Here is a 14,541-nt window from a genome sequence, read left to right on the forward strand (position 1 = left end):
AGGTGATCAAGTCCAATATGACTGAATCCGCGCCAATATAGAGCGAGTTTCAACACAATCACACTCCCATTATTGAAAACAAAGGTTTCGATTACGCCTTGCTCGTTCAACAGCTCACATAGGGTGACAGGTAAGGCTGACGCTAAGATCGAACAAAAAACACACCCTCAAACCTATTTATCGTCAGTAGACACAATATTTCTTTCACCAAGCAAGAATAAAGGTTGAAGCTGTCGGTATGACAGGTAATATGTTCAATCGATTTAAAAAGTTTATACAACTTAATGTTTCGGCTAATTATTGTGCAAATGTATATTTATTTGCAGCAATGCCAGAGACTTTGAGTTGAATTTGTCCCTCAATGGAGAATGAAATCAACATGACTTACGCGCCTGTAACAGACGTACTTGGCGGCAAGCTAGCGGTAGACAGTGAAGTAACTGTTCGCGGCTGGATCCGTTCACGTCGTGATTCCAAAGCTGGAATCTCTTTCCTTGCCATTTATGACGGCTCTTGTTTCGACCCGATTCAGGCCGTGGTTCCTAATAATCTTAATAATTACGAAAACGAAGTATTAAAGCTAACGACTGGCTGCTCTGTTGAAGTAACGGGTAAGATTGTTGAGTCTCCTGCGAAAGGTCAAGACTTCGAACTAGCAGCAACTGACGTTAAAGTTGTAGGCTGGGTTGAAGACGCTGACACTTACCCAATGGCTAAGACACGTCACTCTATCGAATACCTTCGTGAAGTTGCTCACCTACGTCCACGTACAAACGTGATTGGCGCAGTAGCACGTGTACGTAACTGTCTATCTCAAGCGATTCACCGTTTCTACCACGAGCAAGGCTTCTTCTGGACTTCTGCTCCGCTTATCACTGCATCTGATGCAGAAGGCGCTGGTGAAATGTTCCGTGTTTCTACGCTAGACATGGAAAACCTACCACGCACTGAAAAAGGCGACGTAGACTTCAACGAAGATTTCTTCGGTAAAGAGACGTTCCTAACAGTATCTGGCCAACTTAATGCTGAAGCTTACGCTTGTGCACTAAGCAAGGTTTACACGTTCGGTCCTACGTTCCGTGCTGAAAACTCAAACACAAGCCGCCACCTAGCTGAGTTCTGGATGGTTGAGCCTGAAGTTGCGTTTGCAGACCTTAACGACGTAGCGAAACTGGCTGAAGACATGCTTAAGTACGTTTTCGCTGCTGTTCTTGAAGAGCGCCGCGACGACCTTGAGTTCTTCGCTTCTCGCATCGACAAGCAAGCAATTACTCGTCTTGAGCAATTCGTTGACGCTGACTTCGCACAAGTTGACTACACTGACGCAATCCAAATCCTACTAGACTCTGGTAAGAAATTTGAGTTTGACGTTGAGTGGGGCATCGACATGTCTTCTGAGCATGAGCGTTACCTAGCTGAAGAGCACTTCAAAGCACCTGTTATCGTTAAGAACTACCCGAAAGACATCAAAGCTTTCTACATGCGCTTAAACGACGACGGCAAAACAGTTGCAGCAATGGACGTACTTGCACCAGGCATCGGTGAAATCATCGGTGGTGCACAACGTGAAGAGCGTCTAGACATTCTAGACGAGCGTATGATTGCTATGGGTATCGACCCTGAGCACATGAGCTGGTACCGCGACCTACGTAAATACGGCACAGTGCCACACGCTGGTTTCGGTCTTGGTTTCGAGCGTCTAGTATCTTACGTAACAGGTATGGGCAACGTTCGTGACGTGATTCCATTCCCACGTACACCACGCTCTGCAAACTTCTAATTCGAAACCTATTCGACATTAAAAGTTAAGAACAAATAAAAACCTCCGCACTTGCGGAGGTTTTTTTATGTTCGGAATAAAACAAGACGACGGCTGTTTCTGCGTACCACTATCTGAGACTAATTATTTCAAAAGCTAATCCACATCTTGGTCGATAGCGTATTTTATTGCGAGACCGCAGATTGCCATCATAACGAATGGGATCGCGGCAGTGGTGTATTCCGCCCACGCCATATCAGCGAATGCTTTTGCCAGCAGTACGTGGCCGAGAATAAGCAGAAGCGCACACACAATCGCGACAATAATCAGCTTAACTTCATTTCCCATAGTCATTTTCAACATAACGGTATCTCCAATATTTGGTCTACCGTTATTGAATCACAACTCTTTGGTCAATTAGGCGTACAGTTACCCCACAAACAACCCGTACAGTTGGAATGATTGTCTTTTTTATGAGGGACTTAAGGTTTTACGAGTGCGTAAGTTGATGTGCCAGTTTGCCAAGCCAGATGAGCGCCTGTTCTTTCTCTTCTGTCAGTTCATAAGAGAAGTTCAATCGTATCGCGTTATCCACTCTGCCCTGCTCACTAAACAGATCGCCAGATGCGACGCTAATGCCTTGCTCGATAGCCAGTTGATGAAACTGTTGGCTGTCGAATTTTTCAGAGAAACGAATCCATACCAAGTAGCCACCAGCCGGTTCTTCAATCTCGATTGAATGCGGAAAGTACTGCTTAATGACATCGATAAATCGCTCTTTCCTGACTACAAGGTTTTTACGCAGTTTACGAAGGTGATTGTCGTAGCTTTCATGTGTTAAGAAATGGGCGACACCAAGTTGAACGGGAGCGCTGCTCGATAACGTAGAAAGAAGCTGTAACTTTTGAATCGCATCGTTAAAACGCGTGTTCACAACCCACCCTACTCGATAACCGGGACACAAGCTTTTTGAATACGACCCACAAAGCAAGACGGAATCGGTCTTATCGAAAGCCTTTAATGGCTTCGGCTTGTGCCCTTCATAATAAAGATCGCCATACACGTCATCTTCAATAATGTAGGTTCCATGCTGTTCTGCAATCTCTACCACACGGCGCTTTGCCTGTTCCGACAAACTGGTTCCCGTTGGGTTTTGAAAAGTCGTCATCAGCCAACACGCTTTAACATCTTGGTTTTGTAGCGCGTTTTCAAACTGCTCTATATTCAACCCATTGATCGGGCAAACGTCCACTTCGATAGGGTTAAGCCCGAGCCTCTCGACAGCCTGCAGAGCACCATAGAAGGCGGGAGACTCAATCACGACGTTATCACCCGACTTGGTGACCGTTTGCAGGCTCAAGTTGAGCGCTTCCATAGCACCCGACGTAATCACGATGTCTTGATGATTAACCGTAATCCCTTGCTGCAGATAACGCTGCGCGATTTGTCTTCTCAAGGACTCACTGCCCGGTGGCAAATTATTGATCACACTGGCGCCAGTCATTTTCCTGCCCGCGCTGGCAAGGTTTCGAGTCAAGGTAGGTAACGGGAACAGGTCAGGATCGGGGAATGCAGAGCCGAAAGGAATCACACCTTCGGCTGAACTCGACTTCAAGAAATCAAATAAGCGGTCATTAATGGCTTTCTTTTCACTAACGAGTGGCTGTGCGTAATCAACGCCGTCCAGCCTTGGCGCTACAAAGTAGCCCGACTGAGGTTTAGCGATGATCCACCCTTCGCTTTCTAGCAACTGGTAGGCTTGTAAGACTGTACTATTGCTGACGTTGTAATTTCGACAACTCATGCGTACCGAAGGGATCTTCTCTCCGGATCGCCACGTATTGTTGGCTATCTGAGTTCGAATATCCTTTGCAAGCTCTTCATAACGCGCCATCTAATTGTACTACCTAGAGAAATTCTGTGGGCCGGTGATTTTATCACTTACGCCAACAACTATTGCTGCTATCCATATGATCGCACCTAATTTCCACAATAGTGTGAATTAGTTCACAGATAACTTTGTAAGCTTTGCTAAGTTTGTACCCAAGGTAGGAGCTAAGTTGGCTTTCTACCTCAATAATTTGATGTACCCCAAAAACATGCGAGATAACAATGAAAAAAATAGAAGCAGACCAATTAAGTTATAAAGGAGAGTCAAACGGTGTTCACAGTTGGACAACACCGAGCGGCCAGCCATATTACTGGCACCCAGATTGGCTCCATATTGCTGAAGATGCGACAGGCTCACATCCAAAGCAAAAGATCGATGTCGAACAAGACCAAGCACCAACGGAAAAACACGCGGTGTCTGCTATTCTGAAACACATCAACCAATGGGCTGCAGACAAACTAGCGTCTCACCCAGAGATTGAAACCGGCTCAATCGAAGCTGAAATCAATCTGAAAAAGTAACGGGTTGAAGTAGATAGCGAACTCAATCACTCGCGATTCTAACCCAGTACACAGACTGAATAGCCTCGAACCTCGACCGAGGCTATTCAAGTATCTTCATAAAAATGCTGCAATAACCCCCACCTAGCTAACAAATCTCTAACACAAACCAGTTTCTTGTATCAATCCACGAAAGCTATCGATAGAATTTCCGGTCTTATTCACGTCAGTTATGCTAATCATTCGCAATTCTAAAGTCGTGAATCAATGAATGCGTGAATCTAATAAGAATGAGAACAAAGGCTTATCGATGGATACTTCAAATTACAATCAATCGCTAACGACTAAGTTATACGTCATTGCTGGCGTGCTGTTTGGCACCTATGGCAGTCGGGTGTGTCCTATGCTCGAGAGCTTAACGACGTTAGAGATTTTCACACAAGTCAGTATTGTGTTTGTCTTATTATGGCTCGCGCGTCGTTATTTATTAGCGCAACATACATTAGTTAAACAAGGCCGATTCGCGCAACTCGATACCCTGCTATTTTTTGCTGGAAGTGTGCCTTTCGCGCTCTACTACAACTTAAGCTATGAATTCACCATAGATAGCAATTTGAAGGTGCTTTTTGGCATGAGTTTATTCGGTTTCTTTACCGGAACCATTCTTCAATTGAACGCCAAGCTCAGCCAAATGGATAAAATGGAGACGACTGGGCAATTCGACTTCCAACTGGTTGGTGAAAGGAGTTCACTGGTCAAGCAAATTATAGGCTTGGTCATCGTACTTCTAGTAACACTGACGACTATGCTAACTATGATTGCCGTCAAGGACATCTTTTGGCTAGAACATAACCCAGATCGCTTATTGGATGGCACAGGGAAGATCAGCGTAATCAAAGAGTTTATTTATTTGGCGGTGGTGCTGGGTGGATATGCGATTACCATCATGACGCTTTGGAGCAAACTAATTAAGCGCATTCTCCTAAGCCAAGAGTGTGCATTAAACAAGGTGACCAATGGCGAGCAAGGCGTTCGCTTACCTATTTTCGGCTACAACGAGCTTGGTTCAATGGCCTCAATGACCAACACTATGCTTGATAGCCTCGAAACCGCGCAAAACGAAGTTAAAACCACACGTGACGTTGCGATTGTTAGCCTATCTGCGCTTGCCGAATCGAGGGACAATGAAACGGGCGCACACATACTTAGAACTCAAGAATACGTTAAGGTGCTCGCACAAGAACTCAGCAAATCAGAAATCCACTCAAGCTTGTTAACACCAAACTACATCGAGTTGCTCTACAAATCTGCGCCTTTGCACGACGTAGGCAAAGTGGGTGTGCCTGATAGCGTGTTATTGAAACCGGGTAAATTGACGGACGAAGAGTTTGAGATAATGAAAGGTCACCCCGCGATTGGTGCTGAAGCGTTATCTATTGCAGAAAAGCAGTTGGGAAGTAGCTCTTTCTTAAGAGTTGCAAAGGAGATATCTCTGACTCACCACGAGAAATGGAATGGCAGTGGTTATCCCAATCAGTTGTCTGGTGAAGATATCCCGTTATCTGGCCGTTTAATGGCATTGGCCGATGTTTATGATGCTCTCATTTCGAAGCGAGTCTATAAACCAGCCTTTACTCATGAGCAAGCTAAACAGATCATTTTAGAAGACAATGGGACGCATTTTGATCCACAAGTTGTCGACGCATTTCTAGCGGTTGAACAAGCGTTTATTTCGATCGCAGCAACCTACAAAGATGGCAAAAATATCGCTAGTGAACTCGAACGCGAAAGCCTTGTTGCTCAGCCCGCATAATCTATTCAAAAACCACTAACTTCTTGCACCCTATAGGTTAATCCGTAGGGTGTTTTGTTATCAAATACCCTCTTTAGTCAATAAATCTGATTGAAATGGATTTTTTTTAGCCTTTCTGTTCACTTCGTATTGTCTTAAAAATTCCATACAGGTATAACTACCCATAGATACTATCCCCTCTCAATTGACATGGATGAAGATTATGTTTGAAAAAGTGTTAGCTGCTCCCGCCGATCCTATCCTCGGCCTTACTGAAGAGTTTAAAAAAGACTCTCGTGCAGAGAAAATCAACCTTGGTGTTGGCATCTACAAAAATGAAGATGGTCAAACGCCTGTACTTAAAACAGTAAAGAAAGCAGAAGCTGCACTTCTTGAAAACGAAAAAACCAAATCTTACCTAACGATTGAAGGTACGGCTGAATACGGTCTAGCAGTTCAGAAACTTCTTTTCGGTTCAGACGCAGAGATCGTTGCATCTCAGCGCGCTAAAACAGCACAAGCTCCAGGTGGTACAGGTGCACTTCGCGTAGCGGGTGAATTCATCAAGCGCCAACTGGGCGACGTAAAAATCTGGATCAGTAACCCGACTTGGGCGAACCACAACGGCGTTTTCGCTGCTGCGGGTATCGAAACGGCTCAATACAGCTACTACAACGCTGAAACTAAAGACAAAGACTTCGCAGGCATGGTTGCTGACCTAGAGAAAGCTTCTGCAGGCGATATCGTTCTTCTTCATGGCTGCTGTCACAACCCAACAGGTATCGACCCAACAACTGAAGAGTGGGAAGTTCTGGCTAAATTGGTTGCTGAGAAGAAACTACTTCCTCTATTCGATTTTGCTTACCAAGGTTTTGCAAAAGGCGTTGAAGAAGATGCTGCTGGCCTACGTATTTTTGCTCAATACAACAAAGAGATCCTTGTTGCTAGCTCGTTCTCTAAGAACTTCGGCTTGTACAACGAGCGTGTTGGCGCATTCACTCTGGTTGCAGAATCTGCAGACGTAGCAACAACCGCGTTCTCTCAAGTTAAGAGCATTATCCGCTCTATCTACTCTAACCCACCAGCGCACGGCAGTGCTGTAGTAACTCACATCCTTGGTGATGCTGATCTACGTGCTGAATGGGAAGCAGAAGTAGCAGAAATGCGCGACCGTATCCAAGAGATGCGCGAACTATTCGTAACGACACTGAAATCTGAAGGTGTTGATTCAGACTTCACATTCATCGAACGTCAAAACGGCATGTTCTCTTTCTCTGGTCTAAGCAAAGAGCAAGTAACTCGCCTAAAAGACGAATTCGCAATCTACATTGTTGGTTCTGGACGTATCAGCGTTGCTGGTATGACTAAGTCAAACATGGGCCCTCTATGTAAAGGGATCGCTGCGGTTCTTTAATCGTAAAGTGAAACCTGTATTTGCAGACCAGAAACCTGCACTTACAGACCGATAAGTATGCAAAAGCCAGCGATTAAGCTGGCTTTTTTGTGTCTCGACTTTCAGTTTTAGATACTTTGTAAGTTAATACTCTAAGAAAAACTCCACGCCCAGCTCATTGGTTCGTTCGCTACGAATCTTACCTTCTCCATCTCGATGTTGGTACGAGCCACCAATCGCAAACTTGTTGGTCACGAGATAACGTAAACCTAAGTGATAAATCTCTTCATCAAACAGATCACTTCGATTCACTTGTACACTACCGTTGGCAATCCAACGTTTCGCAAAACCATAGTTAAGCTCAGCTTTTACCCCTTGGATGAACTCAGTATCTGAAGATTCAGTTCGGTTGGTGTCATTATCTTCAACCTTACCTTTAGTGATACCAAGCAGGTAGTAAGCCACTATATCTAAATCTTTCTTGATGCTGTAACGGTAACCAACACCCGGCATAAGTGTATCAATTCGAGTCGTGGTGTCGTCAGGGTGAATGAAGCGTGCACTGTAGTCGCCCAGCAACAACCAATCATCCGTCATCGCGTAACTGACGCCTAATCCATACGACGAGGCATTGTTATTACTGCCTGCATCTTCATTTAAACTGCCCGAATGCGCCGTGGCATAAACGTGGTCATAATCAAGAATATCCACCGCGTTAGTGTCCGCCCACAAACTTGGAGAAAACGCTAAAACCGCAGAGACAAAACTAAGCTTCCACTTCGACATTCCTATCATCCTTAAACTGTCACTCCATTAATTGAAAGGTTAGTCTATCCATAAGACTTTAAAAAGGTTTTAGCTCACAGATTGATTTGTGACGGCAAAATATTATCAAATGTTGTACCATGAAATCATACAAACCAATGGATGATCATTATGGATGCTGAGTTATTAGAGATTCAAAACTTTCTGGCACAATACCCCCCTTTCACAGAACTCCCTGAAGAGATGTTGGCGAAAGTGACCAGTAGCGTGGAAATTTCTTATTACCGCCAAGATACCCCTATCATTCACTTTGGTGACCAAATTCATGATCTTTATATGGTTCGAAGCGGCGAAGTCGAAGTCTATCGTCGTAAAGGTGAACTATATAACCGCCTTGATGAAGGCCATCTTTTTGGTCAAATGGGCCTACTGACCAACAACAAGGTGCGTTTCCCAGTCAAAGCGACTGAAGACACCCTGCTCTACTGCATTCCAGAACCTATCTTCCAAGAGCTTTACGACAACTACGATTCATTCGCCGACTTTGTCGAAGTAGAAGATAATGCGCGACTGCGCCAAGCCAATTCAGACAGCAACGACGCTAACGACCTAACCACATCAAAGGTAAAAACGCTGCTGACCAGCGAAGCGCCAATGATCGAAAAAACGCGCACGATTCAACAAGCCGCGACCATGATGGCAGAAGACAACGTCTCGTCCCTACTGATTATCGATCCAGATATCGTTGAAGATGATGAAGATGATTCAACGCCAGTTATTGGCATCATTACCGACCGAGATTTATGTACACGTGTACTCGCCGAAGGTCTCGACCCATCGGATGAAGTGTCCAGCGTGATGACACCCGAGGTTATCTCACTCGATCACAACGCCTATGTATATGAAGCCATGATGACCATGCTGCGCTACAACGTGCACCACTTACCTGTGCTTAAAGATAAGAAACCTATCGGTATTATCGAAGCGACTGATATTGTCCGTTACGAATCTCAAAACTCGCTGTTGCTTGTAAGTAGTATCTTCCAGCAACAAAGCATTGAAGATCTAAAGGTGCTTTCTGAGCAAGTAAAAGACAGCTTTGTACGCTTAGTTAACGAAGACGCCAACGCCCACATGGTGGGTACTGCAATGTCGGTAATTGGCCGTAGCTTTAAGCAACGTATTATCGAACTGGGTGAAGAGAAATTGGGTAAGGCGCCTATTCCTTACTGTTTCCTCGCACTTGGCTCGATGGGGCGTGATGAGCAGCTGCTCGTTACTGACCAAGATAACGCCATTATTCTTGATGATACTTACGACGAGAAAAAACACGGTAAATACTTTGAAGAGCTATCGACCTTCATTTGTGATGGCTTAGACCAATGTGGCTATGTGTACTGTACTGGCGACATCATGGCGACTAACCCAACGTGGCGTATGACTCGTCGCCAGTGGGAAGAGTGCTTTGCCGATTGGATTGATGATCCAAACCCGAAAGCACTGTTGAATGCTTCAATCTTCTTCGACTTAGATGGCGTTTATGGTCGTCTGAAATGGGCTGAGCAATTGAACAGCTTTATTGTTCGACGCGCACGCAAGAACAACCGCTTCTTGGCGTGTCTTGCACGTAACGCACTCAACCGCACACCGCCGCTCGGTTTCTTCAAAGATTTCGTGATGGAGAAAGATGGCCGTCACAACAACTCAATCAACCTTAAGCGTCGTGGTACTGCGCCTCTGGCCGATTTGATTCGTGTTCACTCGTTGGCGGTTGGCTCTCGCTCTAAGAACTCATTCGAACGTTTGGATGACATTATCGACGCAGGTATTCTGCCAAAAGGCCGAGCTCAAGATTTGAAAGATGCGATGGAGTTTATCTCTCTAGTTCGTATTCGCCACCAAGCACACGATGTCGACAACAACATCGAGCCTGATAACAACATCGAGCCAGAGAACCTGTCTGACTTCGAGCGACGTAACCTAAAGGATGCATTCCAAATATTAAGTAATGCGCAAAACTTCCTTAAGTTCCGCTATCAAGCCAGCAACAAGTTTAAGTAGGGCCTATGAACAAACTATTCAGATCACCTGCGGTCGATTGGCCATTTAAGTTTGCTCAGAAGTTAGAACGTGCGAAAGACGAGCGCTTAATACACTTTTATAGCCAGCCTCTTCCTGCGCCTGATACACCACTTTCAGAAGTGATGTTCTTGGCTGTCGACTTTGAGACAACGGGATTAAACCCAAACAAAGACGGCATCATTACCATTGGTCTTGTCCCGTTTACGCTCAATCGTATCTACTTGCGACAAGCCAAACACTGGACGCTGAGACCAAAACAAAAGTTAGAAGAAGAATCTGTCGTTATTCATGGTATCACTCACAATGACATCATTGATGCGCCAGACCTTAGCGAAGTATTGGGCGAGATCTTAGAATCAATGGCGGGACATATCCCGGTGGTTCACTATCGTCGAATCGAGCGTGACTTCTTGGACAATGCATTGAAGGTGCGACTCGGAGAAGGCATTGAGTTCCCAGTTCTCGATACGCTCGAGATTGAATCCCAGATCCAGAACAAACTGGCCGGTGGCCTATGGAATAAGCTAAAAGGCAAAAAACCAGCATCAGTGAGGCTTGGGCAGAGCCGTCGTCGATACCACCTACCCGACTACACGCCGCATCATGCATTAACTGACGCGATTGCGACCGCTGAGCTTCTCCAAGCGCAGATTGCTCATCACTTTGACGCAGAGATGCCTTTGAAGAATTTCTGGCTCTAATTGAGTTTCGTAAGCTAAACATAAACACAAAGCCCACTAACTTCCATTAGTGGGCTTTGTTATTTTTTATCATCTAAGTTTATGCTGCTGTTGGCCCAACCAATCGCATTTCCCAATCTTCAACTTCACCCGTTTCTAGGCGTCGTTCAACCAACTTGCCCCAAGATTCTACGAGTGGCAGTTCAGCCATCTGGCTCAGTTCTTCTCGATCCAGGCTTCCGGTAAAGACAGCGCCCATAATGCGCGCGAGCGACCAATCAGGGTATGGTCTTTCACACAAAGTAATCTCGTCACCTGCGCCAATATCGCCCTCTTCCAGTACACGGAAGTACCAGCCAGTTCGAAGTGTGTCTTGCAGTCTTCTTGCCATATCGTTTTGCTCGAAGCGTACATTGAGCTTCCAACAAGGCATACGCCCTTGCGAAACTTCTAGCAATGTTGAACCAATCCGAATCTTATCTTTTAAGCAAATAGACGCTTCAGTCACTCCGCTTGAACTTAGGTTCTCACCAAATGCACCTGCAGGTTGGAAGATGTCTTTGTCGCCTAAGTCTTTTTCCCAAACTGGGTAGTGTTCACTCGGGTAGATATGGAGCGCTTTTTGAATGCCACCATGAAAACGGGGGTCGCCTTGTTCGTCATTGGTAAAACCAAGCTCTGTGGCGTGTTGACGTTCCGACAAAACCTTCTTGTTGATGGCACTCTGGCTACCGTGAGCAAAGGCAACGGTTTTACCTACCAATACGCTGTTGATTACACCTAACTTCTTCATATCCCTTCCTTATTAACGGAAACTTTCTTACTGAAAACATACTTGCTGAACTGTATGAGGTAAGACGGCATCACACTCGACTTCATTCACTATGCCGAGCATGATAGCCTAACAAGCCAATGTCAGAGTAGAGATGTAAGGACAATTAACAATGCCACCCCGCCAAATAGGTTCTCACTCCGATGTCATGACTTCCAACGAGATGATGGCTGCCAACCCCAACTCACCAGCGCTAGTAAAGACCATCGACATGCCTAAAGGTTTCATCGATGCAATGCACCAACATACTTGGCATCAAGTGATCTTTCCAATCAGAGGTTTATTGCAAACTAAGACCGAGCACTACCAGCATCTTGTTCCGCACACTTCTGCGCTGTTGGTACCCGCGGGTATTCAACATGAATCTATCGCTTTAAGCCATACGACGTTTGTCGGCATCTATCTCAATCCTGCCTTCGGCACAGAATATGAGCCTTTAGTTCGAACCATTACACTGACGCCATTTTTAAATGAGCTCTTGCAGGAGATCCGCAGGCAGTGCGAAGGGTTAGTGAGTGATGAAGAGGTGTCGCGTTTACTTGCGGTACTGCACGACCAAATAATGAAAGATAATGTGCAAACCTTTCAATTATTGCTACCCGAAGATAGGCGCTTGAATCTGATATTCGAAGCGCTGACAGACACACCAAGATTAGATTATTCGCTAAAAAATTGGGGAGAAAAAGTCGGCGCATCGGAGCGAACGTTATCGCGCTTGTTCTCAAAAGAGTTCAACACGTCATTTCAGTTGTGGAGACAACAAATCCGACTGATTTATTCGTTATCTTTGCTTGATGAAGAGCTCTCGATCCAACGTATTGCTGACCAAGTTGGCTATCAAAACGACTCTTCGTACATCAAAGCGTTTAAAGCTTATTTTAATCTCACACCGCAGCAGTTTCGCTCTAATGGGCGTCGAAAATCGTGATCGCTATTTGTAAGCGTGATTGGCATTACTTCCCAAACACAGACAACGTTTGGTAATAACGACGCTTTTGCTGATACATATTCTCATCAGCGACTGAGAACAATTGCTCAACGTCTGTTGAATCACTAGAAGCTGCACCAATCGAGAATCTGACAGGAATAGAGATACCCGCTTTGGTCTCGATTGCCTGTTGCTCCTGAGCAATATACAACTGCTCAGCCATCTCTGCGACATTGAGCGAATTCGACTTACCAGACGTTAAGGTAAGCACCGCAAATTCATCTCCACCCAAACGATATAGATTACTGGCAGGTGTCAATTCGTGGCTGATTACGTCTACGCAGCGCTGTATCAGCTCATCCCCGACTTCATGTCCATGAACATCATTCGTGGTTTTCAAGCCATTGATATCAATAATGATCAAAGAAATCTGATTTTGGTTGTCGTTAATGCTGCGTTTACTGAACTCGAGATCTTCATTAAAAGCTTTACGATTCAAACAGCCAGTTGGCATGTTGATGCGCGTAATATTTTCGAGCTCTAGCCAACCGGCTAACTGTTTTTGGTACATGTCAAAAATCAGAAGATCTTCTTCACTGAGTAGAGCAAATGAGCTCGAACAAAAATACCCAATTGCCGTCCCCTGCGAGTCACAGAGTATCAAGTCAGCCTCGCCAGTTCGGTTAAAATGAAATTGAATTGAATGTTGAACAAGTAATGTCTTTAACTCTTGATCGACCATTTGAGGAATCAACCGATATTCAGCCGCCTGTCTCGATGATGCAAACTGCACGATCTTCAAAATACGATGCTTCTGGGATTCTTCACGCGCAAGCGAATACGTTAACTTGCTGGTTTTCTCTTCAACTAAGTCCTCTAGCTGTACATTAAATCTTTCGAGTTTATCGTTGGTTTCGGTAAGCTCACGGACTTGGTACTGTATGCGACCCCACATGGTTTCCAATAAACGACTCAGTGTGACGAACTCAGTAAAACGATGTTCATCCACACTATGAGTCGGTGATTGGTTATGCGAATACGACTTAACAGATTCAGCCAACAAGTTTAACTGCCCTGAGAACCAGCGGCTTAGGAACAGAGCAAACACAATCGCGATGGCAAGCGTCGCCACCAATATTCTGACAAAGACCACCTGAGCTTGTTGCATCTCTAATAAGCGCGCACTGTCGGAAATATGATGTTTGACGTTCAGTACCAACTTGTCGGTAAAGAATTTACTGTCGATAGATATAATGTTCGCACTTTGTTCAGAAGACTGAGCATCCGTTGAATCAACATAGTTAAACTCAACCGACTCATTTTGATAAAGGAAAGGCGTCACTTTAGTGTTAAGTCTGTCATACCCCATAAGAACCACAAGATAACCCTGCGGCGTGTATGTAGAACCTTCAATCAAACGATAAGGTAAAATCGGCGCGACAAAAGCAATACCGGCAGTGGCATTATCCGCCACTTCCGTTTCGGTAAACTCGGTGTGGAACAATTTCCCTTGCCCATAAACCGATTGAGGACGCTTCAAGCTTTCTAATAACTGGCTCTGCTCAAAATGGTACAAGCTGCCTTTACTGTCATAAATGGGCTTCCAGTTTTGGTCCAGAATATAAGTCGCGGACACACTCTCCGCTAGCGCATTGAAGCTATCCATCTTGTCCCAAACCACACTCGAGAAAAAGATATTACCACCCGCTTTAATGAGTGATCGGTCTTGCGAATACCATTGGGTTAGGCTCGCCGTCAGCTTAATTTGCTCTTGTACAGTTTGACGAATACCGGTCGTAGAGTTGTCCAGCTTGGTTTCTTTTTGCTCTAAAGAACTTTGGTTTTGTTTATTGAGAATCAACTGTCCCGCTAGGTAAACAGGGAGCATTGAGCAAGCCAGCAACACCAAGCCCATGGTG

At 45.1% G+C, this 14,541-nt stretch carries 12 protein-coding genes; 7 read left to right on the top strand and 5 right to left on the bottom strand.

Going from position 1 to position 14,541, the window contains the following annotated elements; all coding sequences use genetic code 11:
- Nucleotides 1–379 precede the first annotated feature (379 nt).
- Nucleotides 380–1,780, top strand: coding sequence for an asparagine--tRNA ligase (gene asnS, locus MSG35_RS08445; RefSeq protein WP_017060416.1), 1,401 nt, complete (start codon nucleotides 380–382; stop codon nucleotides 1,778–1,780).
- A 135-nt stretch (nucleotides 1,781–1,915) separates the two neighbouring features.
- Here the strand turns inward: asnS and MSG35_RS08450 are convergent, their stop codons facing one another.
- Nucleotides 1,916–2,122, bottom strand: coding sequence for a hypothetical protein (locus tag MSG35_RS08450; RefSeq protein WP_004734707.1), 207 nt, complete (start codon nucleotides 2,120–2,122; stop codon nucleotides 1,916–1,918).
- A gap of 127 nt (nucleotides 2,123–2,249) precedes the next feature.
- Entirely contained in the window at nucleotides 2,250–3,653 is a 1,404-nt protein-coding gene (locus MSG35_RS08455) for a PLP-dependent aminotransferase family protein (RefSeq protein ID WP_050654432.1), read from the bottom strand.
- Nucleotides 3,654–3,871: 218 nt separating this feature from the next.
- On the opposite strand from MSG35_RS08455, the gene MSG35_RS08460 reads away from it, so the two are divergent.
- The 3 genes from MSG35_RS08460 to MSG35_RS08470 all read left to right on the top strand — a co-directional run bounded on the left by MSG35_RS08460 (nucleotide 3,872) and on the right by MSG35_RS08470 (nucleotide 7,356).
- Entirely contained in the window at nucleotides 3,872–4,171 is a 300-nt protein-coding gene (locus MSG35_RS08460; RefSeq protein ID WP_017060414.1) for a hypothetical protein, read from the top strand.
- A 250-nt stretch (nucleotides 4,172–4,421) separates the two neighbouring features.
- Nucleotides 4,422–5,963: an HD domain-containing phosphohydrolase gene (locus MSG35_RS08465; RefSeq protein WP_248383673.1), complete on the top strand. Its 1,542-nt coding sequence runs from the start codon at nucleotides 4,422–4,424 to the stop codon at nucleotides 5,961–5,963.
- A gap of 202 nt (nucleotides 5,964–6,165) precedes the next feature.
- On the top strand, nucleotides 6,166–7,356 hold the full coding sequence (locus MSG35_RS08470) for an amino acid aminotransferase (protein ID WP_248383674.1): 1,191 nt from the start codon (nucleotides 6,166–6,168) through the stop codon (nucleotides 7,354–7,356).
- Nucleotides 7,357–7,479: 123 nt separating this feature from the next.
- Here MSG35_RS08470 and MSG35_RS08475 read toward each other — a convergent pair whose 3' ends face one another.
- Complete coding sequence (locus MSG35_RS08475) at nucleotides 7,480–8,121, bottom strand: outer membrane beta-barrel protein (protein ID WP_048664801.1); 642 nt, start codon at nucleotides 8,119–8,121, stop codon at nucleotides 7,480–7,482.
- 150 nt (nucleotides 8,122–8,271) lie between these two features.
- Between MSG35_RS08475 and MSG35_RS08480 the strand changes: the two genes are divergently transcribed.
- Nucleotides 8,272–10,161: a DUF294 nucleotidyltransferase-like domain-containing protein gene (locus MSG35_RS08480; RefSeq protein WP_048658410.1), complete on the top strand. Its 1,890-nt coding sequence runs from the start codon at nucleotides 8,272–8,274 to the stop codon at nucleotides 10,159–10,161.
- A gap of 5 nt (nucleotides 10,162–10,166) precedes the next feature.
- Complete coding sequence (locus tag MSG35_RS08485) at nucleotides 10,167–10,883, top strand: 3'-5' exonuclease (protein WP_123284763.1); 717 nt, start codon at nucleotides 10,167–10,169, stop codon at nucleotides 10,881–10,883.
- A gap of 79 nt (nucleotides 10,884–10,962) precedes the next feature.
- Here the strand turns inward: MSG35_RS08485 and MSG35_RS08490 are convergent, their stop codons facing one another.
- Nucleotides 10,963–11,655, bottom strand: a complete 693-nt coding sequence (locus MSG35_RS08490; RefSeq protein ID WP_248383675.1) for an MOSC domain-containing protein — start codon at nucleotides 11,653–11,655, stop codon at nucleotides 10,963–10,965.
- Nucleotides 11,656–11,806: 151 nt separating this feature from the next.
- On the opposite strand from MSG35_RS08490, the gene MSG35_RS08495 reads away from it, so the two are divergent.
- Entirely contained in the window at nucleotides 11,807–12,622 is an 816-nt protein-coding gene (locus tag MSG35_RS08495; RefSeq protein ID WP_248383676.1) for a helix-turn-helix transcriptional regulator, read from the top strand.
- Between the two features lie 25 nt (nucleotides 12,623–12,647).
- On the opposite strand, the gene MSG35_RS08500 is transcribed toward MSG35_RS08495, so the two are convergent.
- Nucleotides 12,648–14,537, bottom strand: a complete 1,890-nt coding sequence (locus MSG35_RS08500; RefSeq protein WP_248383911.1) for a GGDEF domain-containing protein — start codon at nucleotides 14,535–14,537, stop codon at nucleotides 12,648–12,650.
- Nucleotides 14,538–14,541: the final 4 nt, after the last annotated feature.

The organism is Vibrio sp. 1CM23M (assembly GCF_023161755.1).
GTDB lineage: Bacteria > Pseudomonadota > Gammaproteobacteria > Enterobacterales > Vibrionaceae > Vibrio > Vibrio coralliirubri.

Excerpts from the sequence above, each read along its gene's own strand:
- asnS (WP_017060416.1), top strand. The coding sequence starts at position 380 with ATGACTTACGCGCCTGTAACAGACGTACTTGGCGGCAAGCTAGCGGTA.
- MSG35_RS08450 (WP_004734707.1), bottom strand. The coding sequence starts at position 2,122 with ATGTTGAAAATGACTATGGGAAATGAAGTTAAGCTGATTATTGTCGCG.
- MSG35_RS08455 (WP_050654432.1), bottom strand. The coding sequence starts at position 3,653 with ATGGCGCGTTATGAAGAGCTTGCAAAGGATATTCGAACTCAGATAGCC.
- MSG35_RS08460 (WP_017060414.1), top strand. The coding sequence starts at position 3,872 with ATGAAAAAAATAGAAGCAGACCAATTAAGTTATAAAGGAGAGTCAAAC.
- MSG35_RS08465 (WP_248383673.1), top strand. The coding sequence starts at position 4,422 with ATGCGTGAATCTAATAAGAATGAGAACAAAGGCTTATCGATGGATACT.
- MSG35_RS08470 (WP_248383674.1), top strand. The coding sequence starts at position 6,166 with ATGTTTGAAAAAGTGTTAGCTGCTCCCGCCGATCCTATCCTCGGCCTT.
- MSG35_RS08475 (WP_048664801.1), bottom strand. The coding sequence starts at position 8,121 with ATGTCGAAGTGGAAGCTTAGTTTTGTCTCTGCGGTTTTAGCGTTTTCT.
- MSG35_RS08480 (WP_048658410.1), top strand. The coding sequence starts at position 8,272 with ATGGATGCTGAGTTATTAGAGATTCAAAACTTTCTGGCACAATACCCC.
- MSG35_RS08485 (WP_123284763.1), top strand. The coding sequence starts at position 10,167 with ATGAACAAACTATTCAGATCACCTGCGGTCGATTGGCCATTTAAGTTT.
- MSG35_RS08490 (WP_248383675.1), bottom strand. The coding sequence starts at position 11,655 with ATGAAGAAGTTAGGTGTAATCAACAGCGTATTGGTAGGTAAAACCGTT.
- MSG35_RS08495 (WP_248383676.1), top strand. The coding sequence starts at position 11,807 with ATGCCACCCCGCCAAATAGGTTCTCACTCCGATGTCATGACTTCCAAC.
- MSG35_RS08500 (WP_248383911.1), bottom strand. The coding sequence starts at position 14,537 with ATGGGCTTGGTGTTGCTGGCTTGCTCAATGCTCCCTGTTTACCTAGCG.